Origin of the sequence: Micromonospora palomenae, from assembly GCF_007829925.1 — a bacterium.
In the GTDB taxonomy this organism is placed as follows: Bacteria; Actinomycetota; Actinomycetes; order Mycobacteriales; family Micromonosporaceae; genus Micromonospora; species Micromonospora purpureochromogenes.
Map to the genome: position 1 here is coordinate 1,348,444 of NZ_VIXA01000002.1, position 26,486 is coordinate 1,374,929.

The window sequence follows — 26,486 nt, forward strand, 5'->3', positions numbered from 1 at the left end:
TCAGGACGGGCGGACGCAGCAGCCCTGGCAGATCTTGGGCTTCGGCAGCGTGAAGGCCAGGCAGCAGGTCCGGCGCTGCACCGTCGGCTCGCCGGTCGGGCCGGGCACCAGCTCGACCAGATCGGCCAGGTCGAGCGCGTCGAGCAGCGTGGAGATGCTGCGGACCGAGGAGCCGGGGAGGGTGTCGGCCGCGCGCAGGATCCCGTGGGCGATGCCGGAGGCGACCGAGCCGAGCAGCGTACGGGTGCCGACCCGGACCTCCGTCTGGATCGCGGCGATCATCGGGGCGAGGTGGGCGTCGAGCAGCGAGGCGCGGAGCACGCGGAGCAGCTCCGCCTCGTCGGCGACCACCCGCACCTCGGGGTGGCCGGCGAGCGCCAGCGGGTCGTTCGGCAGCACGGCGACCGCGGTCGAGCCGCGCAGCCCCATGGTGAGCAGCTGGTGGTGGTCCTCGAAGTGGATCAGAACGTCGGCGGGGTCGAGCAGCGGCACCCGGCGCGCCGAGGCCCAGCCGAGCACCACCGGCAGGGCGGTCCAGTAGCTGTAGGACTTCCAGGCCAGCGCGGCGCAGGCGTGCGGGGTGCCACCCCAGCGGCGGGACGCCGCGGCGAGGAACTCGGGGAGGCGGGTGCCGTCGATCAGACCGGTCGCCGGGCTCCAGCCGGCCTCGTCGACGACCAGCAGGCCCGGCGCGAGGCCGGGCAGGTCGTCGGTGCCGAACATGGCTCGGAGGGTGGTGGTCACCGGGGCGAGCGGCGGGGCGAGCTGGCACCCTGGCATCACCGCTGTCACCTGGTCCGTCCCCTTGTCCGAAGTGCCGTCCGTCCAGCTAAGGCTAGCCTAACCACAGCTCTCTGCGTAAGGGAAGCCTCACCAAAGGCGGACCGAGAGGCCCGGGTCACTCCGTCGACGGCGCTGGCGACGGACCGCCCGGGCTCCGGGTAGTACCCGGTGGGTGAGGGTGGAAACGCGCGTGGTGTCAAGCCAAATGTCGGCAAAGTGCCAGTTCAGGTGCGGCCGGGGTGGTCGAACGTGAAGACTTGTCGTCCCGGCCGTGAGGAAGCTGATGACGACCTCCCCCCTGGAGCGGGCCGCCGAGTCCTTCGCCGCGGAACTCGCCCGGCACCGGACGGGGCGAGGACTCTCCAAGAAGCAACTCGCCACGCTGATGGGCTTCGACCCGTCCTACGTCAGCCACGTCGAGGGGCGCCGGCACCGGCCCACCGAGGACTTCGCCCGCCGCGCCGAGGCCGTCCTCGACGCCAGCGGCGCGATCTGGCAACGCTTCCGGGAGTACGACCAGCTCCGCCAGGCCCGCCCGGTCCCGGCGCACCGCGAGCTGCCACCGCCCGGGCAGTGGCTGCCCCCCGGCACGGGCCTGGTCGTCGAGCGCGAGACCGCCACCCTCACCCACACCGACGAGGGCTACCACTGCGTGGTGCGCCGCCAGCTGCACAACGTCGGCACCGAACCGGTGACCCGCCACCTCGTCCGGGTCGCCGTCGACCGCTACCCCGACGACCCGGGCCGCTCCAACCGGCACCACCGGGAGCACCCGCTCACCTTCGCCGAGCTGCGGCTGCGGGCGTACCGGGACGACGGTGGCAGCCGCGAGCCGATGCACTGGCGGGCCAAGCACGACCGGGACGCGTACAAGGAGATCTGGCTGCTCTTCGAGAACGGCGACGGGCCGTTCCCGCTGCACCCGGGTGAACGGGTCGAGATCGAGTACGCGTACCACGTCGGCCGGGAGAAGTGGGGCCCCTGGTTCCAGCGCGCCGTACGCCTGCCCACCCGGCACCTGGCGGTCCGGCTGGACCTGCCGGTGGCGCTCGACCCCCGGGTCTGGGGGGTGGAGACCTCGCTCTCCGCCGACGAGGGCCCGCTGCGTACCCCGATCCGCCGGCACGACCGCGGTGACCGCGCGATCTTCGACTGGGCGACCGACGATCCGCCGCTCAACTCCCGCTACCGCCTCCAGTGGCGGTTCCGGGGTGAACCGGCCGACGCGGAACGGGCCACGGCGGCCGGTCGGGCCGGCGACCGGCTGCGCGCCCTCGGTGTGCTGCCCCACGACGCCGACCTGCTGCGCCGGCCCGCCCGACCGTTCGACCTGCCCGGCGACGAGACCGCCGCCCGGGAAGTGGTCGACCGGCTCACCGCGCTGCTGACCCGGGTCGACGAGCTGCACCCGTTCAGCGCCGGCATGGGGCTGGCCGCCCCGCAGGTCGGGGTGGACGCGGCGGCGGCCGTGGTCCGCCCCGCCGACCGGTCCGCCGCGCCGGTGGTGCTGCTCAACCCCCGGGTGGTCGACGCCAGCCCCGACACCGACGAGCAGTACGAGGGCTGCCTGTCCTTCGCCGACCACCGTGGCCTGGTGCCCCGGCCACTGCGCATCGACGTGGAGCACGCCCGCTGGGACGGCAGCCGGATCATCACCTCGTTCGCGTACGGGATGGCCCGGCTGGTGGCGCACGAGGTCGACCACCTCCAGGGGCGGCTCTACACCGACCGGATGGCGCCGGGCGTGCCGTTGGTGCCGGTCGAGGAATACCGGGAGACCGGCCCCTGACGGCGTCCGGGGGCACGTGCGGGACGCCGTCAGGGGCCGGACGGGGCCCGGGTCGCGTGCCCCAGGGGGCGGGGGCACGCGACCCGGTTTTTCGGGGGGAGGAAAGTCGTTACAGGTTGCCGAAGGTGTCGTACCGGATGTTCGGCGGCGGCACCTCGTCCTCGGCGAGCGCCCGCAGGGTGGCGCGCACCATCGGGGCCGAGCCGGAGACGTAGCAGTCGTGCGTCGTCCACGGGCCGTACCGGGTGACCACGTCGGAGATCTCCCCGTGCTCGCCGTCGAAGTCCGGGTCGTCACTGCACGCCGGCGTCACCGACAGCCACGGGTGCGCGGCCACCAGCTCCTCCAGACCCGCCAGGCCGTACAGGTCGTCGGCGTGCCGGGCGCCGTAGAACACGTGCACCCAGCGGGTCCGGTTCCACCTCGTCAGCTCCTCCACCAGCGCCTTCACCGGGGCCAGGCCGACCCCGCCGGCCACGCAGAGAATGTCCCGGGTCGACTCGCGGTCCAGCGTCATCGAGCCCATCGGCGCGGCCAGCCGGAGCAGCTCGCCCGGTCTGGTCCGGCGGACCAGCGCGCCGGAGAGCCAACCCGCCCCGGCCGGCGTACGGATGTGGAACTCCAGCACGTTGTCGTCGTTCGGGGCGTTCGCCACCGAGTACGTCCGCCACACCCGCGGCAGGTGCCGGGGCGCCTCGATGCTGACGTACTGCCCGGCCTTCCAGCGCAGCGGATGCTGGAGGGCGCGGACGGTCAGCACCGCCGTGTCCGGCCCGTGCCGCTCGTGGGTCAGCACCTCGCCGTGCCAGAACGGCGGATCGTCGTCCGCCGCCGCGCCGGCCTGCATCTTCTCGCTGATCGCCGCGTACGCGTCCCGCCAGGCCTGGTCGTACTCCAGGTTCCAGCCGTCGCCGGCGGTGCTGCGCAGCGCGTCCAGCAGCGCGACGCCCATCGTCTCGTAGTGCGTGGCGGCCGCGTGGTACTTGCGGTGGTCGCGGCCGAGTGAGCGCAGGTACTCGTCGAAGCTCTCCGGGTCGTCCACCACCTGGGTCGCGGTGACGATGGCCTCCACCAGCCGGTCGCGCTGGGCGGCCATCTGCACCGGGAAGAGCTTGCGCAGGTCCGGGTCGAGGAGGAACAGCCGGGCGTAGAAGTGACCTATCAGCCGGTCCCGGTCCTCCTCGACCAGGGTCCAGCTCTCCTTCAGCAGCCGTGCGAAGTTGTCCACGGGGGGCGCTCCTCCTCCTGACGGCGGATCGGGCCCGCATAGAATGTCCACGGAGTGTGCGCACCGGTCGCACAGGCTGTGCGACCGTTCCCGCCGGCCCCGACCGTGCGGCAGAGTGGTGCGGTGACCGTCGACGAGCTGACCCGCCCGGTGACCCGCCGGGTGCTGGGCACCGAGACCCTGCTGGTGCTCGGGCTCTCCCTCGGCCGGTCGGCCGTCTACGCGCTGGTGTCGATCATCGCGAAGCTGGCCGCCGACGGGCCGCTGTCGAAGCAGACCGCCTCGCTCAACACCTCGCAGTCGGCCCGGCCGTGGCTGGACCTGACGTACCAGCTCCTCGGCATCGTCTTCGCGTTGCTGCCGGTGCTGCTCGCCCTACACCTGCTGGCGCGGGACCCCGGCGATCCGGCGCGGACGCTCGGGATGGACCTGCGCCGACCCGGATCCGACCTGGCCCGGGGCGCCGGCCTCGCGGCGCTGATCGGCCTGCCCGGCCTGGCGTTGTTCTGGGCGGCCGCGCAGCTCGGGATCAACGCCACCCTGGTCCCCGCCGGCCTGCCCGACCTGTGGTGGGCGGTGCCGGTGCTGATCCTCGCCGCCGTCCAGAACGCCGTGCTGGAGGAGGTGATCGTGGTCGGCTACCTGGTGACCCGGCTGCGCCAGCTCCAGTGGCGGCTCGCCGCCATCATCGCGGCGAGCGCGCTGCTGCGCGGCTCCTACCACCTCTACCAGGGCTTCGGCGCGTTCGTCGGCAACGCGGTGATGGGCGTCGTGTTCAGCCTTTTCTACCTGCGCACCCGGCGGGTGATGCCGCTGATCGTGGCGCACACCCTGCTCGACGTGATCGCCTTCGTCGGCTACGCGTCGCTGCCCAAGGAGTGGTTCAGCTGGCTCTGACCGGCCGGTAGGCGGCCACCGCGCGCGCCGCCAGCCGCTCGGCGGCAGCCGCGTCACCCGCCGCGGCGGCGAGCACCGCCGCCCCCGGCAGCAGCCGGGACGCCAACCGCAGCATCGCCCAGCCGCCGGCCTGCACGGCCAGTGGCGCCGCCAACCGCCAGGCGGCCTCCGCCGCGCGCGGCCACGGCCGGTCCCCCGGCCCGTCCGCCGCCCGCGCCGCCGCCAGCGCGGTACGCGCGCTCGCCGCGTCCGGGTGCACCTGGGTCAGCACCAGCAGCTCCACCGCCCGCTCCGGGTCCAGCGGGTCCCGGCCGTACGCCGCCGCCACGTGCAGCACCAGCCCGGCCTGACTCCAGAGCACCGCCGCCAGCTCCGCCACCGGCGCGAACAGCCCGGCCACCGCCGCTGCCGCGCCACCGGCCCCGGCCACCCGCACGAACCGCCGGCTGGCCAGCCGGGCCAGCCCGTCCGGCCCGGCATCTGGGTACGCCGTCCGCAGCCGTTGCGCCCAGTCGTGGGCGCGCGGCCCGATCCCCGCCACGGCCGCCAGGGCGAGCAGCTCCGGCGCGAAGCCGGGGTGCTCCAGCAGCCGGCTCCGGATCTCCGCCAGGCCCAGTTCCCGGGTACGCACCGGAGCCGCCGGCTGCTGCTCGATCCTGATCGTTGGGTCAGCTGCCGGCCGGGCCGTGCCGGGTCCGGGTGCGCCGGTGTCGGCGGTCGGTGCGGGGGTGTCGGAGGTGGTCCTGAGCTGCTCGACCGTGGTCGGGGCTGGCCCGGGCGTCGCCTTCTTCGGGGTCGCCTTCTTCGGTGGGGTCGCCTTCTTGGGCGTGGCCGTCCTTCTCGGCGCGGCGGTGCGGCTCTCGCCCGAGGCGGTCGTCCGGCTTCGGGGCGTGGCAACTCGACTCTGTTCGGGGACGGTCGTCCGGCTGTCGTTCTCCGCGACCACGGAGCTCTCGCCCGGGGTGCTGGTGTGGCTCTCGCCGGGCGCGGTCGGCTGGCTCTCGTCCGGCAGGGTCGGGTGGCTCTCGCCTGAGGTGCTGGTGGCGCTCCCGCCTCCGGTGCCCGTGCGGCTCTCGCCCGGTGTGGCGGCGCGCGAGGTCGTGTCCTTGCGCGGGGTGGCCTTCCTCGCGGTCTTCCGCCTCGTCGGCGACGCAGGGGTCTCCGGCTGCGCGGCGTCGGGCTCTGCCGCCGAGGTTGGGGGCGTCGTGCCGGAACTCACCGGACCGGTCGGCTCGGCCGCGCCCGGGGTGACCGGGGCAACAGTCGTCTGTCGCCCCGGGGGGGCCTGTCGGGCTGTCGAGGTGCTCCGCTTAGGGGCCCGATTCGCGGCTGGTGTGTCGGCGGTCACCTGCCCGGTGATCTCCTGCTGACCGGCTGCGCCACCGGCCGCCGTGCCACCGCTGGGGCTCGCACCGGCTCCCTCTCGACCGGTAGGTACGTCGGCCGGGCCGGTCCCAGCGGGCTCGGTCGGGGTGCCGGCGCTAACGGACGCTTTCCTCGCGGGCCGTGGCTGGCGGGGCAGCGGCTGATCGGGAGTGGGTGGCTGAAACAGGACCGCGGGCGCGGCCTTCGCCGGACGGCGCTTGCCCGGCGCGACGTCCGTACCCTCGTCCTGGCCCGCCCCGGCCGCCTTCGGTGGGGCCGGGGGTGGGGTGAAGGTGGCCTTCGGAGAGCGCCGGCGGGGCCCCTCGGCGGGCTCGCGGCGGGGCGGATCGCTCGGCGTCTGCTCCTGCATGTCGATGGAGCGTAGTCGCGAACGTGACGGCGCACACGGTGAAAACACGTCGCTGCGGTAGTCGCTTTGCCCCGGTGGGGGGCGGACCTGTATCCTCGGGCGCGGTGGTCTGCTGGGGCCACCAGGGAGACTTCGCCTAGTCTGGTCTATGGCGCCGCACTGCTAATGCGGTTGGGGTTTTAAAGCCCCTCCCGGGTTCGAATCCCGGAGTCTCCGCGCGAAAGCCGGGTGTGTAGACTGGCCAAGCACCGAGCGCCCGTAGCTCAACGGATAGAGCATCTGACTACGGATCAGAAGGTTAGGGGTTCGAGTCCCTTCGGGCGCACACATCTGAACAGGAAAAACGCTGAGGGCCGGTCGCTTGCGACCGGCCCTGACAGCAACCAGTGACAGCAACGTCATTTCCCGGCCCCGTCATCGAACAGGCCGCCCAGCTGATCCAGCGCCGCCCGCTTGTCGTCCAGGCTCACGTGACCGTAGACCGTCATGGTCATCTCCAACGTGCTGTGCCCCACGATGTCCATCACCGTCCGGGGCGGCACGCCCAGAGCAAGCAGCACCGAGACACAGCCGTGCCGCAGGTCATGCAGCCGGATCGCCGGCAGCCCGGCCGCCGCGCACTCAGACTGAACCAGCCGCGTGCAGTTGCTCGGGTCGAGCGGAGTGCCAATCGGCGTGGTGAAGACGTAGCCCAAGCTCGGCCACTTCGCCCCGAGCGCCAGGCGTTCCGCCTCCTGGCCCCGCTGGTGATCCCGCAGCGTGCGCACGACCATCCCCGGCAGCGGCACCGCCCGGGCCGACCGCTGCGTCTTCGTCGGGAAGGTCGCCAACTGCCCCTCGACACGGTGCAAGCTGCGCCGAACCCGCAGGACGCCCACCTCCAGGTCCACGTCATCCCACCGCAGGCCCAGCACTTCACTGCGCCGAAGACCGAGCACCGCGAACACCACGAACAGCGCGTGCAGCCGGTGATCCCGCGTCGAGGTGAGCAGCGTCCGAACCTGCTGAACCGTCAACGGCTCCCGCTCCTGCTTCACCGGCCGAGGTGCCCGCACCAGCTTCGCCACATTTCGCGGGATGATCTCCTCCCGCATGGCGTCCTCCAGCGCCGCCCGCAGCACCGCGTGTGCCAACTGTGCCGTCCGCTCTCCCACTCCGTCACCCGCGAGCGCAGCGAGGAACTGCCGAACGTCCCGGGCGCCCAGCTGGCCCAGACGCTTCCGGCCCAGCCTCGGCACGAGGTACTTCGCGATCAGGTCCCGGTATGACCGGGCAGTGTTCGGACGGACCCGAGGGGCGGCCACCTGCTCCATCCACTCCTCCAGGTACCGGGCGACCGTCAGGCCGGCAGGAGCCAGGGGCGCGCCCGCCTGGACCTGCTTGCGCATCTCGACAAGCTTCGTCTCGACCTCCTCGGGCGAGCGGCCGTAGACGTAGCGACGCGACTCCCCGCCGCCAGGCTTGGGCACGAAGTACGCCGCCGTCCACCGGCCGTCCTTGCGCAGGTAGATCGATCCCTCACCGTTACCCCGTTTGGACCGCCGCGGCTTCCGTTCCGCCGGCGGCTGCTCCCCGGCGCTTTCTGACCGTGGCATCAGTCGTCCTCCCTGGCTTCCAACCGCGCCACGTACTCGCGCAGAGCAGTTGCCGAAATCCGGCGTGAGCCGCCGGCCTTTACCGACCGGAGCTGCCCTGAGCGGATCAGGTCGAAGACCTTCGACCGTCCGATGTTCAACACCCGGGCCACCTGCTCCGGCCGAAGCAACAACGGCGGCAGATCATCCGCCGGCAGCTCCCACAACCGCGCCGGCACCGGCCGGACGTCGGAGACAATCACCGTCGTTCCTCCTTGTCATGAGCGTCGAGCAGAGTTGCCGAGACATCGGGCGGTACCTGGTTGCGTCTGGCGGCGTCGAGCTGGGCGCGCCACTGGATGCGCTCCGAGATGGCGCGCAGGACCCGGTGGCCGAGGGGCGCAACGTCAGGGTCGGTGGGCTTGGCGAGTTCCCATGCGTGCCGCTGCTCGCCGCCGGCCGGGGCGGTGTCGGCGTCGGTGGTGACCCCGAGCAGCGCCTTGACCCACTCCCGGCGGTCGGCCCGGTGGTCGGTGAGAGTTTTGCCGGACCACTGGCGGGAGATGAGGACGCGCCGCCCGCCGATGCCGAGAGTTTCCCGCTTGTGGACCTTGTTCTTGCAGTTGCCCGGCTTCAACCCGGGCCGGGCCTTCTTCGGTTGGACGCCGTAGAGCAGCCAGTTGGCGCACCGCTCCGAACAGGGCGTGTGCCGCAGCTCTTGCCACAGGCGTTCCAGGTGCGCCCGTTGCCGGCCGGTGGTCACGTCGTGGCAGTCGGCGGCTTGTTTGGTGAGGTACTTGGTGATGTAGCCGACGCAACGGTCCGCGTCCTTGGTTCCGGCGAGGACGCCCTTGGCGTCGACCTGGACGCCGAAGCGGACGACGTGCACGGGTTCGGCGTCGGGGTCGGCGTCGACCAGGTCCAGGGCGTCATCCCACGACGGGAGCAGCCGGCCCGTGGTCGGGTCGGTGTAGCCGGCGGCGTCGGCGTCCCACTGCGGCGCCCGCCCCGGTTCGTAGACCCGATGCTCGACGGACGGCCACCACACCTGGTGATAGGTGGCGGCGGCGACCTGGCGGACCAGCGCGCGGGGGATGGTGCCCCGGATGGCGAAGTGCGCGTGCGGGGCAAGACGGCGTTGCGGCTCAACCGCGCCCGCGTATTGGACGTTCCAGCCGACCGCACGGCGCAGGTTCTGCCAGAACCGATCCAGCAGCCGAGGGAAGTGCACCGCGTCCCAGGCCGCGCGCCGGTAGTCGTAGGTATCGGGGTCGACGGGTGTGCCGTCGGAGTGCACGCGGCCGTAGGAGCCGAGGGTGAGGGTGAGGGTGAGGAACATCGACGGCCGGAACACCTGCCCGCCGTGCCCCTCATACGTCCGCCCGACCGTCCGGTTCTGCACCGGGAGCCGGGGCAGGTCGGGAGCGTCCTGGCGGCGTTTGGTCGAGCGCACCCGGCGTTTGCCGTCGCCGTCCTCCTGGTCGTCGGTGGCGTGCGGGGGTGCGGGTCGGCCGCGGAGTCCTTCGGTGGTGATCTGGGCTTCCAGTTCCGCGATGGCGTCGTCCAGGTCGGCGACCTGGTCCCACTGCGAAGCGCGGGCCGCCTCGTCGCGGGCGAATTCCAGGTGAGCGCGGGCGACGATCAGACCGCGTTGCGCTTCCGTGGCGGGCTCGGGGCCGGGGTCGGGTTCGTCGTCGCGGTGCCATCCTTCCCGGATTTGCTGCTGCCGCAGGCGTCGGGCGCGGGTGGCGCAGGCGGGGCACTTGGCTTCCTGGGTGGCGCCGCAGGGCATGTCGATGACCTCGGTCCGGCCGGAGTCGAGGTCGGTGCGGCGCAGGGAGACGGGTCGGGTGCAGACGCCGTAGTCAGCGGCCAGGTCCTTGACGACGTCGACGGAGCGGGGCATGAGCATCCGGGCGGCCCGGGAGCCCGGGCTCGGACCCTCGGTGGTGGGGGTGAGGCCGGGCAGCGTCGGGGTGATGGTCAACGGGTCACCTCCCCGGTCAGGGGCATGCCGTTGCGGCGGGTGAACGCGGCCGGCGGCACCGGGGCGAGCGGGGCGGGACGGGCCGGCTCGACCGGGGCCAGGGCGACGGGTTCCGGAGCGGCCGGCGCGGTGGCGGGCGGCGGAGTCTGCCGGACGGGCGGGGCGGTCGGCTCGACCGGCCGGGCTGGGGCGGTGTCGTCGGTGGTCGGTGTGGGGCCGGTGGTGAGGACGAGTTTGGACAGGCCGATGAACGCCAGCGCGGGCACGGCGGACAGGAGCCAGCCGGACGGGCCGGGCTTGGCCACGGCGAGCTGCGCGGCGAGGGAGAGTGCGACGGCGGCGGCGAGCAGGAACATCGGGTAGCCGATCGGGCCGCCGGTGCGCTTGCGGCGGCGGATGGTGAGCAGGGCGGCGGTGGGGATGAGTTCGGAGATGACGGCGTTGGCCCAGCCGAACCACTCGCCGGTGCCGGGTGGGCTGTTGTCGAGGGTCCAGTCCTTGACGTGGGTGAACGACGCGGCTCCGGCGAAGCCGGCGACGATGAGCAGGATGACGACGAGGACCAGGCCGTCGATGCGGTCGGCGCGGCTGTGGGTGGGGTGGGGCTTCATGCGGCACCGTCCAGGATCTCGCCGTCGATGACGCGCAGCCGGCCGTAGGTGGTGGCCATGTCGCGGATCTCGTCGTCGGTGAGGTAGGAGAAGCGGACCCGCATTGGGGTGGGGTCACCGTCGATGACCACGAAGCCGACACCCGGGAGGGATTGCGGGATGCGGTCGCACAGCGCGCCCCGGTCGCGCATCCCGTCGCCGAGCACCAGGTCCACCTGAGCGGCCTCAGCGAGCCGCAGGCCGATGCGGGTGGGGAACAGGTCCCGGAACGGCAGCACTTCCTTGCGCGGGTCCTGAATGGCGGCGACGACGTGCACACCGACCGCGCGGCCCTGGCTGAGCAGGATGGACAGGGCGGCCTTGATCCGGTCCTTGAGCTGGCGGTCGGTGAGGTACGCGGTGAGGTTCGCCAGCTCATCGATGACCAGGACGATCAGCGGCTCATCAGGGGTGGGGGTGTGCTGGCGGGTCCGCCCGCGCAGCTTGGCCGCCCGGTTGCGGGCTGTCGTGGCGGCTTCCTCGATCAGCTCCGCCATGGCGGCGTAGTCCTTGCACGCGAAGCGGGTGAACATCGGCGCGCCGATCCCGAGCTCCATCCCGCCTTTCGGGTCCAGGCCCCAGATCTGCACCAGCCCCGACGTGACGCCAGCGGCGAGGGACCGGACCACGGACCAGATGACCGAGCCCTTCCCCGCCCCGGTGGCGCCCACGACCAGGACCTGAGTGCCGAACAGGCGCAGCGGGTAGCCGTCGCCGTCCTCCTGCCGGCCAACCGCGAGCGCGGTGAACTCGGGCACTGCCGGCACCGGCAGGGGCCGGACCACCTTGGCGAGGGGGTCACCGCGGAACAGATGCAGCAGCACCACGTCCGGGCGCGGCCCGGGGGATGCCTTGACCTGGCGGACGCCGAAGGTGTGCGCGAGGCGTTCCGCGACCTTGGCGAAGTCGTCGGGGATCTGGCCAGTCACCATGCGGACGGTGACCACGTCGACGCCGGAGGCGCACCGCACCTTCCGCAGCACGGGAAGGACGGTGTGCGAGTCGAAGGACACCGCGAGCTTGGCCGTGACCATGGCGGCGTGCCAGTTGCGCCGGTAGACCCACCGGCGGTAGCGGGACAGCACCGGCCACCACCCGAACCGCAGCCACGACGCCCGGTGCCCGAACGCCCACCCAGTCGAGACGGCGGCGATGGCGCCCACCACGACGGCGGGACCGGCCCAGCCCCAGCGCAGGTAGAGCCAGGCGAAGAACACCGCCGGGGCGGTGACGTACCAGAAGCGGACCAGCACCACGGCCAGGCGGCCGAGGGCCTTGAGCGTCCACCACGACAGCGCGAGCCACATGGGGATGCGGATGAACGGGGTGCGGACGTTGATCGGGGCGGGGTCGATCCGGTCGCCCCGGATGACGTTGACCAGCGGCACAGCTCAGCCCTCCCCTACCACGGAGGCGAACAGGGATGCCTGGCCCGGCGAGCCGGGACGACGACGCACCACCCGACGACGGACCGGCGGCCGGGCCGGCATCAGCGCGGCCAGGTCGACCGGGCCGGACTCCGGGGCCGGGACGTGGCGGGTCATGGTCGGCAGCCACCGGCCACGGCCGAGCACGGCGCGCAGGTCGACGCGGTCGGCCACGTGCGGGGCGATCAGGTCCGGGTCCAGGTGGCGCAGCTTCACCACCGTCCGGGCCAGGGCGGCAGCGGCGGCGGCGATCTCGACCAGCGCCGCCACGCGCACGGCGTCGGCCGGGACGGTGGTGTAGACGTCGCGGGCGGCCCGGACACCGGGACCGGCCAGGCGCATCACAGTGCGGCGGTGCGTCTTCCGGTGCGGGCCGGGACGCGGGTTCCCGGCGATCCGGGCAGCGTTCGATACCGTGGGCATCAGCCCAACTCCTTCCAGGGAGAACGGGTAGAGCGCGGGGCGGGGGTCGTCCTTGGCGGGGTGAAGTCCCGCCCCGCGCGTCCTGGTCTGGTCAGGCCGCCTGCTTCACGGCGGCGGCGGACATGGCACCGGCACGGATCGACCACGCCTGCCGCGCCCGGCACTTCCCCGTCGCCTTGCACCGCTGCGAATCGACATAGGGCGTGAGCGTCAGCTCAGAGAACTCCACCGCCGGCGGGTAACCCGGGATGGCCGACGCCGGCGGGACGGGCTGCTGCGGGGCGCTGATCTTCACCTTCACCTCGTTGGACCCGCCGAACTTGCCGGCCTCGGGGTCCAGGTCCAGGACCTTGACCACCCACAGCCGCTCGCCCGTGTCCTTGTCGCGGGCCTGGTCGTCGCCCTGGCCGCGCTTGTCGAAGTCCGTCACCGGCTGGACACTCAGGCACAGCGCCCCGTGCGGGAAGACGTAGTCGAATGGAACCGGAACCTTGATCGTGTTCGGGACCATGCCCAAACCTCCTAGTTGAGTCGGCCGGCGTTCCCGGCGCTTGACGTGTGCATAGGTTACCTAGGTCTACTAGTAACCACAATGGACGCCAGCAAGATCCTTGGGTTTGCTATCTCGCTCAGGCGAGCTAGGACGGTTAGGTTTGGATCGTGGGTCTGGACATGGATAACCGGCGACCGCCGTACCAGCAGGTTGCCGACGCTCTCCGCGCAGCAATCCGGGACGGTCTGTACGCCGTAGGCGACCGGCTGCCGACCGTTGCTGAGCTGGCCGAGCAGTACGGCGTGGCCAAGATGACCGTGCAGCGGGCGCTCGCAGACCTACGAGCTGAAGACCTCATCGTCTCGTGGCAGGGACGCGGCACTTTCGTGCGTAGCCGCAGCGGTGAGACCGACGCAGCCTCAACGACCGTCCACGACGAGATCATGAAGCGTCTCGACTCGATGCACGACGAACTTGCGCGGTTGGACGAGCGCCTGCGTCGCCTTGAGGGCGGGCCGGCGAGCTAGCGTCCAGCGCATCGACCCGTTGCGTCAGGGTCGCGAGGCGTGCGGCCAAGATGTCGAGTCGGGCAAGTATCGCGTTCGCTTCCTCCGGTGTAAGGGTCCGCTTCATGTTTCCAGGCTCCCGAGGACATGTCGCAACGTCGATACTTTGGGTGTCGCCCAACATCAAGTGAGGCGAGTAGGCGACAGCAGGGAGGCCATACATGGCAGCCACACACAGCGCCGACCACCCGTCGTTCGGCGCTCAGCTACGGCGATTGCGGGCTGAGCGCGCGTGGTCGCTGCGCGATCTCGCGGAGCGCATCACCTACAACCGCGGCTACATCGGCAAGGTCGAGCAGGGCGAGAAGTTCCCGGAACGACAGTTCGCAGAGCGAGCCGACCAGGCATTCGGCACACGCGGCGCCCTCGTCGGAGCTTGGGAGGCTGAGGCCAGCGAGCGACACGACGCCGAGCGGACGGGCAGGCTGCTGACCGCATCCGTCAAGGACTCACTCCGGCTGCTCACCGCCGCCGAGGAGCGACACGACCTGGCCGAGATCAGCGACGGCGTGGGGGGATTGGCAATGGCCTACCTCGGAACGCCACCCGGCCCGATGCTGCAAGGTGCCGTCGAGCTGCGCGGCGAAGTCCTGCAACGGCTACGCGAACGCCACTACCGCCCCCACGAACTCAAAGACCTCTACCTCCTGCTGGGCAGGCTGCAAGGCGTACTGGCGTACGCCGCCCTAGACCTGGGGAGCGCCGACGCGGCCATGACCCACGCACAGGCCGCTTGGACCTGTGCCGAACATGCCGGAGACAACGAGCTGCGCGCGTGGACACGCGGCACTCAGAGCCTGATCGCGCGTTTTCAGGGCAACTACGCCCACGCCCTGGACTACGTGCACGACGGACTGCGGTACAAGGCGAGGGGCACCGGCCGTATTCGGCTTCTGTGCGGCGTGGCGCAGTGCCACGCCAACCTGGGCGACTCCGTGGGAGCGAACCGAACGCTCGACCTCGCCCAGACGGAGCGGGAGGAGCTAGCCACCACGGACTCGGTGGATGGTCTCTTCGGCTTCTCGGTCGCCAAGCAGCACTACTACGCAGGAAGCAGCCTGATCTGGCTAGCAGGAGGAGCCGACGCGGAACGCGCCGCACGAGAGGCCGAGCAGGCAATCACGTTATGGGAGAAGGAGCCGCCGGAAAGCCGGTCCCTGGACGACGAGGCCCTAGCCCACGTCTACCAAGGGACCGCTCTCCTGCAAGTCGGTGACCTCGACTCCGCCACGGCCGCCATCCGCCCCATCCTCGACCTACCAGCAGACCGCCAAATCTCCTGGATCAAGAAGCGGCTTGCCAGGTTCGCCGCCATGCTCCGTGCTGACCCCTACCGAGGGTCGAGCGCAGCGGACGATCTCTACGAGGAGATCCGCAACCTAGGCGGCTAGTGGCCGGCGCTACTGTCTAGTCCCACCACATCCTTGACGAATCCGTCCCAGGACATGCTTGACGGCCTAGGTTTGGTTCGTCGTAGAGTTCGCCCCCATGGGTTGGTTCGGGACGCTGCTGTTGGCCAAGCCGAAGACCGCCACGCTTCCAGCGCAGCCCGGGGTGCGCGAGGCGTTCGGGTCTTCCTTCGCCACGCCAACCCGGTGGGGCAACAACAAGGTTGGGCTCTACGACCTGGGCCAGGGCTGGCAGCGGGTGGGCGTCGTGCCGTTCTACACCGAGCGTTTGCGGTTGTCCGCGGGTGTGGACGACCTGGTGGCGACCACGGCGGCTCCAGTTCTGGCGGCATACGTGTCCAACAGCGCCTGCGCCCATCTAGAGGGCCGAACTCCGGCGGGGCTCAGCCTCTCGCTGCACCTGCCCAACACCGATGAGCCGTGCGGCTTCCAGCACGTGGAGGGTAGGCCCGAGCGAGTCGGCCCGCACCTCGCGGTAGAGGCGTTGCGTACCTGGGCGGTGGAAGCAGGCCGGACGCCTTCGACGGAGGCCATCGCATCAATCCTCATGAGCGGGGAAGATGACCTGCCGGTGATGCAGGACGCCGTGTTGACGTTGTTCGCGGGTCTGGGTTTCGCATCAGCGTCTGAGATTTTGCCTGTCATAGACCCCGACGATCCGGCCTTCGGAGATTACGAGCCTGTGGTGCGTATGGCCGACGTCAGGGCGTCGGGCGAGCAGTACATGGCGAGCAGAGGGTGGCCGCTTGAGGATGACCTAAAGGCGACGCCAAAGGACCTCGACTACCTGCGCTTTCGGGACCTGCTGTGGGGTTCGGTCTACGGCGGAGGAGTGACACGGGACGAGCTCGTCGCGCACTACCAGCAGCTGGCCGCGCGATGGAAGAAGCAATGACGGCCGGGCAGTCCGGGTAACACGCTGGAGGAGACGCGCTGCGGTCGCCGTTCGCGTGAACCCGATCATGTCAAGCATCTGGTGGGACGCGAGTGTCAAGCATCTCCCGTGACGGGACAAGTGGCTGGCGCTACCGACTGCCGAATTGCGCTCTATCAGATCAAGGCGGCCCGCAAGCGGGCCGCGCCGGCCGCGCTCGGCCTGCTGGCGGCGCAAGCGCCGGCATCGGCCGGCGCGCCGGCCAATTGAAGGGCATGCCTCCGGCGGGGGCCAGACGACTCCGAGATGGAGTTGCCGAACGGTTCCGGTTCGTGGGTGGTGGGATGCCATCCCGCCGGCCACCGACCCAGGCAGAGCCGAGCAGACCAGGGCCAGGGCGACAAGGTCGTTCGTCCGGTAGGGCGCTCCACCTTGTCACCCTGGCCCTGGCCCGCTCCACGGTGTGTGGGTCGGCGGCAGACGGGATGGCGCTAGGTGGGAGGCGCGCTGGGCAGGGGGAAGGAACTTGCAGCCATCAGTGATCTTCGCCGGCGAGCTTGACGTATCGCCGCAGCTCCGGCGGTAGGTCTTTCATTTCGCCATTAAATTTAATCCCTGCGGCTTTTGGTGGTTCGGAGAAGGTTACATCGCTAAAATCAACGCTTTTACTTAGAAGGCAGTTCTCTAGGGTGACGTAAGCATCAAAGGTTGATCCCTCGAAGTACGTATCACCGTAGAATTTGGTGTCGTCAAACCAGGCGACGCCTTTGAAGTCGCACGCAACGATATAAGCTTCGCCGTATACCTTCGCGTCACTGAAGAATGCGCGACGATCGAATGTGCAGCCGTGAAACTGTACGTAGCCATGAAATTCCGCACCAGTGAAAATTGCCTCTTCGACATGGCAGTGCCAAAAATCGAAACTATGCAGAGACGCGCCTGACAGGTTGATTTTCAGACGACCCCAGTACTCTGGGCTGGGCAAGGGTTCCCCGGTGTCGAAATTCAAGGTCTTGAAGTGGCGCGCTAGCATCTCTTGAGCCGCTTTGCGGACCAGCAACTCCTCTGCCGCGCTCTTCGTTTGAGCCGTGATCACTTTCGACGAATTCATTTTCGCCGCCACTGCGGATGGCATGCGAAGGTAGGCGCAGATCACGTCGACGATGCTTTGCCGATGAACCGGGTTGTTTTGAGCCACTCTTTCAAGCGAGTAGAGGCCTCCCAGTCTAACGGCGGCTTTGTCGCTCCCCAGCTGCTCGACTGCCTTAGAGTAGAGTTCCGTAACCCGACGTTCCGCAGCGTCAGATTCCGTATGCTCGTGGGCTCTGGTCGCCAACTCTTGTGCGCGTATCGCGAGCTCGTGCGACCTCTCCGCCAATCGTTGACGGCGAAGCGCCAGCAGCAGTGCTGCTAGCGCACCCCCACTCGCAATAACACCTAATCCGTACTTGATGGCTTCTATTTGCAGCTTGGCTTGCTCACTGCCGGCGGATGCATTTTTCGCAACCGTCAGCATCACGGCCATGGCGCAAGCGCCGACAAGAGCAACTGCTGCTGTTAGAAACCCAATTCCTGCGTCTGACAGAATCCAATGAAGCGGCGGTTGCTCAGGATTTTCTAAGCCGATTCCGCTTCGTGTCGGATTTCTAATGCGCCGCCGGCGCAACTGGAGGGAAGTGATAATAGCTAGTCCGGCCATGCTGGTCAGTATTGCGGGACGATCTGCAAGCCAAGGCCAAATATCCCACTGCCATGGCGATGTGGCCAGAAATGCCCCAGTGATAAAGAGGGTAAGGCCAAAGGGTTGCACAAGAGCGCCAAGCCTGATCCTTTTCGGCATGAGATGATGATCGCCCCTTGCGTCAAGGCCTTCAGCTTCGAGAGGTCCCAAGCCGCCGACTTGGCGTGCAGTCGGCATCCAGTCCGCAAGACGGCGACGGCGGGGGAGGGCTGAGGGATGCCGAGATGTGTGTTCGCCGCTAGCAGCGCATGTGGGCGGGTCATCGGACCGTCCATCATGATCTCATAACCCCCTCGGTGACGCCGTGCCCGTTGCGTGCCCGTTGGGAGGGGTGACCCGGGTCAACGGCGGTCAACTCCTGGACGTGCGAACCGGCATGACGACGCAGGTCAAGCCAGGTTGCTGCCGAGCAGCTTCCGCCCGTGTCCACACTTCCTAACCCGCTTGTTGGGTGGAGCAACTTGGTCCACTCTCGTCCGGTGACCACCCAGCGCGAGGCAATCTCGGAACTGCACGATGCTGTCGTGCTTTGGGCAATCGGCTACGGCAGCGCCGACGATGTCGTACGTGCTGCCTGTGACGCGCTTGCCGCAGGCGTCGACAGCTCCTCCTTGGCGGAGCTTGCCGGTGTGCCACTGCGCCAGGCCGACACAGCAGTGCACGGGCCCTTGCCCGCGGCCCTCAATGAACTCGGTCTCCCGTCTTACTCACAAGGCAGCAGGGAGAGCGAGGTCGCCGCATTGAGGGTGCTCGCCACCCGTGCCGTCGCGGGTGACCTCAGCCCTCGTGAGTTGGCCGACTGGACGCACCGCACCTTCGGCCACGATCGGCTGCCTCTTGCTGGGCCCTTGGCCGCCCTCGACGACCAGTACGACATGCTGGGGTACGGCCCAGTCAGCCCCAGCACCGAGGCCACAGCCGCCCTTGACGCCGAAGTTCTGGCAGAGGCCCGGCGGCTCCTACACGTACCGCCGCCATGACAGCAACGCGTGACAGCAGCGGTGTTGGACCGGGAGACGCAGCCCTGGACGGGCGAATCGCTACGACCACGCGATACCGATGGCACTACACCAAGCCGGACATTCTCGCCGAGACTACGGATCAGAGGGCCGGCCGGGCCACCTACGGGCCACAAGGTGGTGTCACGCGGGGCCAAACCAGGCCACGCGAGAGCGCATCGAACAGGCGTAGAGGCGCGCTTATAGCCGATCTTGTGCGATTCCCAAGCTGAATATGCGAGTTCGATTCTCGTCACCCGCTCTCCGCGTCCGCTATTGAGCTCAGCGCAACAGCCTGTAGCTCGTCCATGTTGGTGCGGTACCAAGTGCCTCGGGTGAAGGCGTGCAGGTCGCCGCTCCGGCAGGTGTAGCGGAGACGTTGTGCTTCGATGCCATCGGGTAGCACGAGGCGGCACTGCCCGCCGATGCGGCGCACGCCGTCTCGGCCAATGCGCAGCAGCGTCACGACGTCGTACTCGGAGCCCCAGCCCGCTAGAAGAGCTCGGTCTGCGCCACTGACCAGCATGCTGTGCGCGGACTGATAGGGAGACGCCCCCCAATCCGTAACCTTGTCACCTGACGCCGACTGGATATGGAAATCCGTGTAAGGGCAGAAGTGAGCAGTTTCGCCGTGCAGGTTGAGCGTGTAGCAGTCAGAGATGTACGGAAGCCCGGCATCGTGCGGGTAGAGCCAGTCAACGGTCAGGTCTTGGTTGAACCGGGCAAGGCCGTGTCCCTCCGGCCCGCTTCCGCCTAACGCTCCCTCATCGAAATATCCCGCCCATACTTTGCCGGACGGCGTCGTCTGGAGTTCCTCGATGGCATCACCCAGGTGGCCTCGGTACTCCAGATCGCCGTCGCGTGTCCATACCTCACCGTTGATCGCGCCACGCCCAGTGCGAGCCGCCGCCAGCAGGACCCGCCCCTCCGGCAGCGGTTGCACGAACGACGCGCAAAGGTCTGTCTCCACGTCGATGGCACCGACAATCCGGATCCCCTTGCCACCGAGATGCCAGGTCACCTGCTTGCGCCGGGAGTCCATCCGGTGTGACCAGACGGCGAACGCCGTGCCATCGGGCCCAACGCCGACCGCCTCAGGCTCGCGCTCCATATCCGCGCGGTCTGAGGGCGTCAGAAATCCATGGCGTTCCAGTGGCACAACCGGCAGCTTCAATACCTCCAGCCGCCGCTGAAGACTGGGCTGATCGCGTTCGCCTCGTGTTGTCGTCATCACGACCATCATCGGTCACCCGGCAACCGGATTCGCGAGGATCGGCGGGCCATTAGCGGGCCAGTAGCCGGGGTCAACAGGGGTCACTCCAGGCCACTCGGTAAAGCCGCTGAGCTGGGTACGGCAGGCTTCAGCGGGGGATCTTGTACGGTTCCCAAGCTGACAGTCTCTGACCCCAGCCCGACCCCAGCACGACGCCAACAGCCGCCACGGGATGAACGCTGGCCCCGAGCCAGTGGGGAGGCGAGGCGGGCGACGACAGCTGCGGGACGCTCCTACGGATCAGAAGGTTAGGGGTTCGAGTCCCTTCGGGCCCACAGCGGTTGAGCAGGGAAAACGCCCCCCTCAGATCGTCGACGGAAGTCGACCCTGAGGGGCGTTTTCGTGCCACTCGGGTGGCCCGCCCATCCCCGGGAGTCAGGCTCGCGCCGCCAGCCGGCCGGCGGCCGACAACCGCCGGATCACGGCTCGGTGCGGAACAGCGTGACTGGTATGACCGCCCACGCCGGTGGTGGTGGCGGCGGTGAAGAGCGAGTTGAGTAGCGCTTCCTCCACCGCGTCCATGTATCCCGTCGTCATGCACCTGCGCCGCGGCCAGGGTCCGCCAAGTGACAAGGAGTCGCATTGGTCCAAATCCGTGAGTTCTGCTGGCGCGACTACGACGATGTCGCCGCGCTGTGGGCCGCGGCGGGGCGGGACGTGCTGCCTCGTGACGAACTGACGGCCAAGCTCACCCGGGACCCGCAGCTGTTCCTGGTCGCGGAGCTGGACGGTGCCGTTGCGGGCGTGGTCCTGGGTACCTACGACGGGCGCCGCGGCTGGATCCTGCGCCTGGCCGTGGACCCTGCCCACCGCCGGCGGGGCATCGCCACCATGTTGGTAGGTGAGCTCGAAGCACGGTTCACCGCGTTGGGATGTCCGCGGGTGAACCTCCTGGTCATGCCGGACAGCACTACGGCGCTCAGGTTCTGGCAGGCACTCGGGTACCTGCCCATGCCCGACGTGCTGTGTACCAAGCCCATGGGCGATACGTCGAGATAGCCACACGTCTCCGGACCAGGGACAGCGAATGGGGTCCCGCCGTCCGGCCGGACCCCATTCCCTCAGACATCACCAACAGCCATCCGTCGGTCTAGGAGCGGATTCCCTGGGTGGTGACGAAGTAGGGGTCGACGCTCACCTGGATCTGCAGATCGACCTGGAACCGCCGTTCCCAGGCGACGGCCGCCCGTCCCTCATGGGTCACCGCGGCTGTCGGATCGACACCGATCCCCGCGATCACCTCCGTGGTGCCGAAGGTGCCCGACCGGGTCACGCGACGTGCCTCCACGCTGCCGACCGAGTTGTTGAGACCCTTCCCCTGCCAGACCACGATGCCGTCACCGTCGTCGTCGACGCGGACCGTGTGCAGACGGCCCCAGGTCGACAGCAGCACCGGCTGTCCCACCGTCTGCGTGGGGCTGATGGAGACGGCGTACAGGTGCCCGGTGGAGAACAGGTCCCAGGTCAGCAGCATGTCGCCGTCGAGGTCGCCGGCGACCGAGTGGTTCACCACGTCCGTGTGCAGTGCGGGGGTGAGCTGACGGACGTTGCCGACGGTCCCGTCGCGGGCCACCCAGCGGCCCCAGACCCGCGTGCTCTGGCCCTGGTCGCTCCAGTGGCGCCAGGTCACGAGTGCGTCGCCGTCCCGGTCCACCGTCACCTTGGCGGTGAAATGACGGTCGATCGGCGAGAGGGGCGCGGAAACGGTCTTGAGCTCACTGATGGTCCCATCAGCGCTGAGGGTGCGGGCCTGCACGACGTTGTCGTTGGCCCAGGCGAGGACGGCGTCGCCTTCGCGGTCGTACGCCACCGCCGGCGGTTCCGCAGCTGTCGGAGTCGACGCCAGCACGACAGCGGGTGACAGCGTCCCGCTGCTGCTGTACCGGCGCATCATCGGGAAGACAGCGCCGGTGTCGTGCCGCTCGGCCCAGGTCACCACGGCGTCGCCGTCCGAGTCGATCGCCACGTAGGTGCCATGGGCCTGCATCCCGCCCGCCGACACCGCGATGAGCGGCCCGAGGGTGCCACTCTTGGAGATTCTCCGCGCGTAGATGCTGTTGTCGACGCCGTTGTACGCGCGCCACGCCACGATCGCGTCGCCGTCGTCATCGACCGCGACCTGCGGGCTGTGCGGGGCCTGGCCGGCCGGGGACAGGGTGGTCGTGGTGCCCCATCTGCCGTTGTAGCTGCGGGATTTGAACTCGACGTACCGCGGGTGCGGATAGGTGTGGGATTCACGCACCCAGACGAAGAGCGCGTCGCCCTGCCGGTCGTAGGCCTGTTGCTGATCGTAGGAGTCGTACCCCGCCGGTGATATGGAAAGGGGTTGGCTGAACGCGGCCGAGGCGGGAGCCGGTATCGAGACGACGCCGGCGAGTGAGAGCACGAGCGCGATGATCGCGACGGATCGTCGCGTCCTTGGGCGGGCCATCGTTGAGGCCTCCGAACGTTCCGAGGTTACGCGGTGACTTCCGGTTGTGTGATTGGCCGACGCCGGCCATGAATCGCGCGGGTCAATTCCCCGCCGCCGCCGGCGCGACCCGTCGGAGCATAGTGGATTGCGCGGAGAAGCGATGTCCCACGTTATTGCGAAGCGGAGAGCGGGCCGACAACCAACAATTCCTGCCGTCGCCGCAGCCGCCAGAAGCCCAGCACCGATGACATTCAGTAAACCCGGAGCGGTCCGGGTCAGGCCACGCTGGTCCGTACGCCGGGGACCTGTTGGCGCTCCTGCTTGGCCGTGTACATCGCGGCGTCCGCCCGCTGGATCAACTGCTCACCGTTCTCGGTGCGGTCGTTGCAGACCATGCCGATGCTCGCTCCGATCACGACCGGTTCACCGTCGACCGCGAACGGCTCGCGGAAGGCCGTCTCGATGCGCAGGCACAGTTCCGTCGCGTCGTAGCGCTCCATGTCGACACAGAGGACGACGAACTCGTCGCCGCCGAATCGGCTCACCGTGTCGCCCGGGCGCACGCAACGGGCCAGCCGCTCGGCCACCTGGATCAGCAGTTGATCACCGCCGGTGTGGCCGTACCGGTCGTTCACGGCCTTGAACCCGTCCAGATCACAGAAGAGCACGACCACCGGCCGACCGCCCGCGAGCGCGGCGTCCAACCGGTTGGCGAACTCGTGACGGTTCGGCAGGTTGGTGACGGGGTCGAAGCTCGCCTGGTACCGGAGGACCCGCATCCGCTCCGACCACACGCCCCAGATCCGGAGCATGACCAGCGGGGTCACCGCCGCCGTACTGACGGCCAGCAGGGCCGTGTCGACGTCCCGGCCGGACAGCTCACTGGCCGCGCCCACGGCGGGCATGGCGCACAGCGCGAGCCCGAGGAAGACCAGCCGCCCCTTGCTCAGGTCGTCTTTCGGCGCCGGACCGGGCTGGAGCAGGCGTACCACCGACCGGGCGAGCCCGCACAACCCCACCGCCGTGTAGCCGGCGAGGTAGATCATGTCCGTGTACGCGGGCCGAGAAGCGGATCCCGGTACGACCACCAGCGCGACGGTGGTCACCCCGGCCAGCGAGAAGCCCATCGCCGCGACCAGGAACCACAGCGCCGAAATGAACTCCCTGGCCGTGAGCAGCAGCCGGGTCAGGCAGCCGAAGATGCCGGTCAGCATGAAGACCGTCACGCACGTCGCGATCTGCGACACCTGCGCGGCGGCGACCTCCCGCAGGTGCGGCAGCAGCAGGAAGCTCCAGATCACACCGCCGACCGCCATCGCCACGATGGTGCTGTCGATCAACCCGCCGACGTCGTCACGACCGCGCCGCGCGACGATCGTGATCGCCCCGGAGAACATGAAGACCTGGGCCAGCGCCGCGAAGATCGCGGCGATCGTGCCGTCGCCGCTCGGCAGCCCCATCGCGAAGACGTACCAATACCAGGCCACGTTGCCGGCGTTGAAGCTGACCAGCGCGGCGAGCAGGAACCACATGGCCTTGCGGCTGTCGGCGGGCGTCCGGATCAGCCCGACCACCACAGCGGGGACCGTCGCGAACGACAGGACGAGGTAGTCGACCATCCGCTGCGCGTCGGACAGGTACGGATAGACCGCGATGCCGGTCAGGCAGAGCGTCAGGTAGGCGAGGCTCAGGCCGGGACCGCCCGGCACCGAGTGCAGGCCGCGATACCGGCCCGTCGGGCGCGCTTCCCAGTCGACCCCGTCGAACACGCTCACGGCAACACGGTAAGGCGGAGATCGACGGCCGCCAACCACCGGAATCGCTACACCGACGCGACCCCACCTGTCGCCAAACTGAACCGTCCACCTCGACCGTCCCGGCCAGCGGGATTGACGGATGGCGGCCCCGCACCCGGCGGGATACGGTGCGCGGGACGGACGGTGCGAGCGGATCGCCGTCGATGCGCCGGCCGCTCCCGGCCCGTACGGTGAGGACGACGTGACGGGTTCCACCGATGACAGCCGCCCCGGGTGGGACGCGCCGCCCGACCGGGACGACGCCCTGAACCCCGCCGGCCTGTGTCCCCGCTGTGGCCGGTCGACGACCGACTACGTCTGCCTGCACTGCGCCGCCGAGCACGACTTCCGGGGTGCCGCGCTGGTCCGCCGGTTCGTCGACGTCCCCGACCGGTACTCCGAGGAACCGGCGCCGTCGCCCGCTCCCGAGCCGTACGACGAGCCGACGCCCGTTGCGCACCCGCCCACCCCGGCGCCGACCTGGACGCCGGCGCCGGACGCCGGGCCGACCCCGGCCGGGCCAGGCCCTGCGCGACGAGGGGCGCCGGTCGTCCGCACCCGTCACCCGCTCGCTCCCCCTGGACGGGGACCACGGGGGATGCTCACGGCCGTGGCGATCGCCGTCGGGGCGATCCTGCTCGCCACGGTGGTCGGGATCGTGGGTGCCGTGGTGACCGGCCCGGGTGACGGGGGCAGCCCGGGCGTGAAGGCGACTCCGGGCCGTTAGGCCCGGCCCGCGATGGAGCCACGGAAAATCGACCTGCCACGGTGCGGCGGCCGGGGCCTGACCAGCCCGGACCGACCCGCGGTCCGACGACGGCCGCGCGCGTGCCCTGACCCGCGTCCGGCAGGTCCAGGATGCCCAGCACGGGGGAAGCCGGCGAGCCGCCGGTGGCAGGATGGGGCGCCATGCAGCGCTTTCGATCGTCCGACGGCACGGAACTGGCCTACCGGTGCGTGGGCTCCGGTCCACCGCTGGTCTGCGTCCCCGGCGGGCCCGGCCAGGCAGTCGAATACCTCGCCGAGCTGGGTGGCTTGAGCGCGACCAGGACGTTGATCCTGCTCGACAACCGCGGGACGGGCGCGTCGAAGGTCCCCGCCGATCCGGCGAGCTACCGCGTCGACCGGCTGGTGGACGACGTCGAGGCGCTGCGCCGCCACCTGGCACTTGACCGGATGGACCTGCTCGGGCACTCCGCCAGCGGCGGCATCTGCCTGCTCTACGCGGACCGGCACCCACAGCGGCTGGACCACCTCGTCCTGGTGGCGCCGTCACTGCGGGTGGTGGACATCCAGTCGGACCTCGCCGTGGCCGACGTCCTCGCCAAGCGGGCGCACGAACCCTGGTACGCCGAGGCGTTGGCCGCGCTGCACGCCGACGCCACCACCGAAGAGGAGCAGCAGCGCTACCGCTGGCTCGCCGCCCCCCTGCTGTACGGCCGGTGGGACGCGGCGGCCCGGGCGCAGGCGTCCGCCGAGCCGGCCCAGTTCTCCGCGCCCGCCACCGACGGCTTCTACGCCGGCTTCACCCCGGACCCGGCGCTGCCCGCGCGGCTGGCCACCCTGCCGGCGCCGACCCTGCTGGTGGCCGGTGAGTACGACATCTGGCCGACGGCCACGGCGGTGCGGGAGCTGGCCCGCCTGTTCGCCCGGGCCGAGCTGCTGGTGCAGCCAAGGGCGGGGCACTTTCCCTGGGTCGACGACCCGGCCACCTTCGCGTCGTCGGTGGAGGGTTTCCTGTCGGCCGACCGGTGAGCGGGTGACGCGCCGGCCGGTCCGCGTGCCACGGACCGGCCGGCGCGCCGCAGGGGATCAGCTCACCGGCGCGAGGTCCCGGCTGATCTGCATCGTCATGTCGACGACCTGCCACAGCACCTCGGGCGCAGGCGCGCCGTCCTCGGTGGACACCGTCTTCGTGACTCCGTTGCGGTAGGTCACGGCGACGGTGTAGTGGAACCGGTCAGCGCCCGGGCCCGCCGGGTACGCCGCCGAGAGGCGACGGAATTCGCGGGTGCTGGCCGTTGCCAGCAGATCGGCGGTGTAGATGTGCACCGTGCCGGCGGAAACGGCGTACCGCTCGTTGACCCCGGCGAATCCGCCGGTGCGGGCGACGGTCACCTGGTAGGCGTCGTTCCAGGCGGCGGCCCGGGCCGGTGCCGCGGCCGCCAGCGTGGCGGCTCCGACCCCGGTGAGCAGCGCGAACGCCGTGATGATCCGGCCGATGGCGCGCAGCATGGCAGGCATGGCTGAACCCCTTTCCTCGTGGGAATGGTGGAACGCGGCGGATCCGGAAGTCAGCGGTCGCGACGCCCGGACCGGGCCGCCGATTGTTGTCGGCAGGCTCGTTCGCCCATTCCTTGTCGCGACATTTCTAGCACCGGTTCGACAACCGATCCATGGGCCGTAAGTCCCGAGAGGACAGTGCGACCG

At 70.0% G+C, this 26,486-nt stretch carries 27 protein-coding genes and 2 tRNA genes; 13 read left to right on the forward strand and 16 right to left on the reverse strand.

Annotated features, from left to right (window positions below):
- Positions 1–780, reverse strand: a complete 780-nt coding sequence (locus FHX75_RS17455) for a ferric iron reductase (RefSeq protein ID WP_154942015.1) — start codon at positions 778–780, stop codon at positions 1–3.
- 286 nt (positions 781–1,066) lie between these two features.
- Here FHX75_RS17455 and FHX75_RS17460 point away from each other — a divergent pair, with 286 nt between their 5' ends.
- Positions 1,067–2,572 carry a peptide deformylase gene (locus FHX75_RS17460; RefSeq protein ID WP_154941225.1) on the forward strand — a complete coding sequence of 502 codons (1,506 nt, stop codon included), beginning with the start codon at positions 1,067–1,069 and terminating at the stop codon, positions 2,570–2,572.
- Between the two features lie 109 nt (positions 2,573–2,681).
- Here the strand turns inward: FHX75_RS17460 and FHX75_RS17465 are convergent, their stop codons facing one another.
- Positions 2,682–3,800, reverse strand: a complete 1,119-nt coding sequence (locus FHX75_RS17465) for a globin domain-containing protein (protein ID WP_154941226.1) — start codon at positions 3,798–3,800, stop codon at positions 2,682–2,684.
- 123 nt (positions 3,801–3,923) lie between these two features.
- Here FHX75_RS17465 and FHX75_RS17470 point away from each other — a divergent pair, with 123 nt between their 5' ends.
- The gene (locus FHX75_RS17470; protein ID WP_154941227.1) at positions 3,924–4,697 is read left to right on the forward strand and encodes a CPBP family intramembrane glutamic endopeptidase; all 774 of its coding nucleotides are present in this window, start codon (positions 3,924–3,926) and stop codon (positions 4,695–4,697) included.
- On the opposite strand, the gene FHX75_RS17475 is transcribed toward FHX75_RS17470, so the two are convergent.
- Positions 4,684–5,328 carry a hypothetical protein gene (locus tag FHX75_RS17475; RefSeq protein WP_246158154.1) on the reverse strand — a complete coding sequence of 215 codons (645 nt, stop codon included), beginning with the start codon at positions 5,326–5,328 and terminating at the stop codon, positions 4,684–4,686. The two genes, FHX75_RS17470 and FHX75_RS17475, sit on opposite strands and share 14 nt — an antisense overlap.
- Positions 5,329–5,425: 97 nt before the next feature.
- Here FHX75_RS17475 and FHX75_RS17480 point away from each other — a divergent pair, with 97 nt between their 5' ends.
- The 3 genes from FHX75_RS17480 to FHX75_RS17490 all read left to right on the forward strand — a co-directional run bounded on the left by FHX75_RS17480 (position 5,426) and on the right by FHX75_RS17490 (position 6,757).
- Complete coding sequence (locus FHX75_RS17480) at positions 5,426–6,067, forward strand: hypothetical protein (RefSeq protein WP_154941228.1); 642 nt, start codon at positions 5,426–5,428, stop codon at positions 6,065–6,067.
- A 490-nt stretch (positions 6,068–6,557) separates the two neighbouring features.
- Positions 6,558–6,648, forward strand: a tRNA-Ser gene (locus FHX75_RS17485).
- Positions 6,649–6,684: 36 nt separating this feature from the next.
- Positions 6,685–6,757: transfer RNA gene (locus tag FHX75_RS17490), tRNA-Arg, on the forward strand.
- A gap of 73 nt (positions 6,758–6,830) precedes the next feature.
- Here FHX75_RS17490 and FHX75_RS17495 read toward each other — a convergent pair.
- From FHX75_RS17495 to FHX75_RS17525, 7 genes are all read right to left on the reverse strand, one after another.
- The gene (locus FHX75_RS17495) at positions 6,831–7,901 is read right to left on the reverse strand and encodes a tyrosine-type recombinase/integrase (protein WP_211364489.1); all 1,071 of its coding nucleotides are present in this window, start codon (positions 7,899–7,901) and stop codon (positions 6,831–6,833) included.
- Positions 7,902–8,026: 125 nt separating this feature from the next.
- Positions 8,027–8,269, reverse strand: coding sequence for a helix-turn-helix domain-containing protein (locus tag FHX75_RS17500; RefSeq protein ID WP_211364490.1), 243 nt, complete (start codon positions 8,267–8,269; stop codon positions 8,027–8,029).
- Positions 8,266–9,918 (reverse strand): replication initiator, encoded by a 1,653-nt coding sequence (locus tag FHX75_RS17505; RefSeq protein ID WP_246158333.1) that lies wholly within the window; start codon positions 9,916–9,918, stop codon positions 8,266–8,268. The genes FHX75_RS17500 and FHX75_RS17505 overlap by 4 nt, the downstream gene beginning before the upstream one ends.
- 71 nt (positions 9,919–9,989) lie before the next feature.
- Positions 9,990–10,604, reverse strand: a complete 615-nt coding sequence (locus tag FHX75_RS17510; protein ID WP_154941230.1) for a DUF2637 domain-containing protein — start codon at positions 10,602–10,604, stop codon at positions 9,990–9,992.
- Positions 10,601–12,031, reverse strand: a complete 1,431-nt coding sequence (locus FHX75_RS17515; RefSeq protein ID WP_154941231.1) for an FtsK/SpoIIIE domain-containing protein — start codon at positions 12,029–12,031, stop codon at positions 10,601–10,603. Before FHX75_RS17515 ends, FHX75_RS17510 begins: the two co-directional genes overlap by 4 nt.
- Positions 12,032–12,034: 3 nt before the next feature.
- A complete protein-coding gene (locus FHX75_RS17520; protein WP_154941232.1) occupies positions 12,035–12,493 on the reverse strand; it encodes a hypothetical protein in 459 nt (152 codons plus the stop codon).
- Positions 12,494–12,584: 91 nt separating this feature from the next.
- On the reverse strand, positions 12,585–13,004 hold the full coding sequence (locus FHX75_RS17525; protein ID WP_154941233.1) for a hypothetical protein: 420 nt from the start codon (positions 13,002–13,004) through the stop codon (positions 12,585–12,587).
- Positions 13,005–13,153: 149 nt separating this feature from the next.
- Between FHX75_RS17525 and FHX75_RS17530 the strand changes: the two genes are divergently transcribed.
- The 4 genes from FHX75_RS17530 to FHX75_RS30830 all read left to right on the forward strand — a co-directional run bounded on the left by FHX75_RS17530 (position 13,154) and on the right by FHX75_RS30830 (position 16,105).
- The gene (locus FHX75_RS17530; protein WP_154941234.1) at positions 13,154–13,513 is read left to right on the forward strand and encodes a GntR family transcriptional regulator; all 360 of its coding nucleotides are present in this window, start codon (positions 13,154–13,156) and stop codon (positions 13,511–13,513) included.
- A 200-nt stretch (positions 13,514–13,713) separates the two neighbouring features.
- Complete coding sequence (locus FHX75_RS31265) at positions 13,714–14,943, forward strand: helix-turn-helix domain-containing protein (protein ID WP_154941235.1); 1,230 nt, start codon at positions 13,714–13,716, stop codon at positions 14,941–14,943.
- 97 nt (positions 14,944–15,040) lie between these two features.
- The gene (locus FHX75_RS17540; RefSeq protein WP_246158156.1) at positions 15,041–15,856 is read left to right on the forward strand and encodes a hypothetical protein; all 816 of its coding nucleotides are present in this window, start codon (positions 15,041–15,043) and stop codon (positions 15,854–15,856) included.
- A 108-nt stretch (positions 15,857–15,964) separates the two neighbouring features.
- Complete coding sequence (locus FHX75_RS30830; RefSeq protein ID WP_170285390.1) at positions 15,965–16,105, forward strand: hypothetical protein; 141 nt, start codon at positions 15,965–15,967, stop codon at positions 16,103–16,105.
- A gap of 265 nt (positions 16,106–16,370) precedes the next feature.
- Here the strand turns inward: FHX75_RS30830 and FHX75_RS17545 are convergent, their stop codons facing one another.
- A complete protein-coding gene (locus FHX75_RS17545; RefSeq protein ID WP_154941236.1) occupies positions 16,371–17,675 on the reverse strand; it encodes a pentapeptide repeat-containing protein in 1,305 nt (434 codons plus the stop codon).
- Between the two features lie 380 nt (positions 17,676–18,055).
- On the opposite strand from FHX75_RS17545, the gene FHX75_RS17550 reads away from it, so the two are divergent.
- Positions 18,056–18,556: a hypothetical protein gene (locus FHX75_RS17550; protein ID WP_211364491.1), complete on the forward strand. Its 501-nt coding sequence runs from the start codon at positions 18,056–18,058 to the stop codon at positions 18,554–18,556.
- A gap of 271 nt (positions 18,557–18,827) precedes the next feature.
- Here FHX75_RS17550 and FHX75_RS17555 read toward each other — a convergent pair whose 3' ends face one another.
- Together FHX75_RS17555 and FHX75_RS17560 are read right to left on the reverse strand one after the other, a co-directional pair.
- On the reverse strand, positions 18,828–19,817 hold the full coding sequence (locus FHX75_RS17555) for a hypothetical protein (protein WP_154941237.1): 990 nt from the start codon (positions 19,815–19,817) through the stop codon (positions 18,828–18,830).
- Positions 19,818–20,222: 405 nt separating this feature from the next.
- The gene (locus tag FHX75_RS17560; RefSeq protein WP_246158159.1) at positions 20,223–20,369 is read right to left on the reverse strand and encodes a hypothetical protein; all 147 of its coding nucleotides are present in this window, start codon (positions 20,367–20,369) and stop codon (positions 20,223–20,225) included.
- A gap of 60 nt (positions 20,370–20,429) precedes the next feature.
- On the opposite strand from FHX75_RS17560, the gene FHX75_RS17565 reads away from it, so the two are divergent.
- Positions 20,430–20,846, forward strand: coding sequence for a GNAT family N-acetyltransferase (locus tag FHX75_RS17565; protein WP_154941238.1), 417 nt, complete (start codon positions 20,430–20,432; stop codon positions 20,844–20,846).
- A gap of 91 nt (positions 20,847–20,937) precedes the next feature.
- Here FHX75_RS17565 and FHX75_RS17570 read toward each other — a convergent pair whose 3' ends face one another.
- Positions 20,938–22,233: a lactonase family protein gene (locus FHX75_RS17570; protein WP_154941239.1), complete on the reverse strand. Its 1,296-nt coding sequence runs from the start codon at positions 22,231–22,233 to the stop codon at positions 20,938–20,940.
- Positions 22,234–22,535: 302 nt separating this feature from the next.
- Positions 22,536–24,035 (reverse strand): GGDEF domain-containing protein, encoded by a 1,500-nt coding sequence (locus FHX75_RS17575; protein WP_154941240.1) that lies wholly within the window; start codon positions 24,033–24,035, stop codon positions 22,536–22,538.
- A gap of 223 nt (positions 24,036–24,258) precedes the next feature.
- Between FHX75_RS17575 and FHX75_RS17580 the strand changes: the two genes are divergently transcribed.
- Together FHX75_RS17580 and FHX75_RS17585 are read left to right on the forward strand one after the other, a co-directional pair.
- Positions 24,259–24,783 carry a hypothetical protein gene (locus FHX75_RS17580; RefSeq protein ID WP_154941241.1) on the forward strand — a complete coding sequence of 175 codons (525 nt, stop codon included), beginning with the start codon at positions 24,259–24,261 and terminating at the stop codon, positions 24,781–24,783.
- A 182-nt stretch (positions 24,784–24,965) separates the two neighbouring features.
- Positions 24,966–25,811: an alpha/beta fold hydrolase gene (locus tag FHX75_RS17585; protein WP_154941242.1), complete on the forward strand. Its 846-nt coding sequence runs from the start codon at positions 24,966–24,968 to the stop codon at positions 25,809–25,811.
- Between the two features lie 57 nt (positions 25,812–25,868).
- On the opposite strand, the gene FHX75_RS17590 is transcribed toward FHX75_RS17585, so the two are convergent.
- Positions 25,869–26,300 carry a protealysin inhibitor emfourin gene (locus FHX75_RS17590; RefSeq protein WP_154941243.1) on the reverse strand — a complete coding sequence of 144 codons (432 nt, stop codon included), beginning with the start codon at positions 26,298–26,300 and terminating at the stop codon, positions 25,869–25,871.
- Positions 26,301–26,486: the final 186 nt, after the last annotated feature.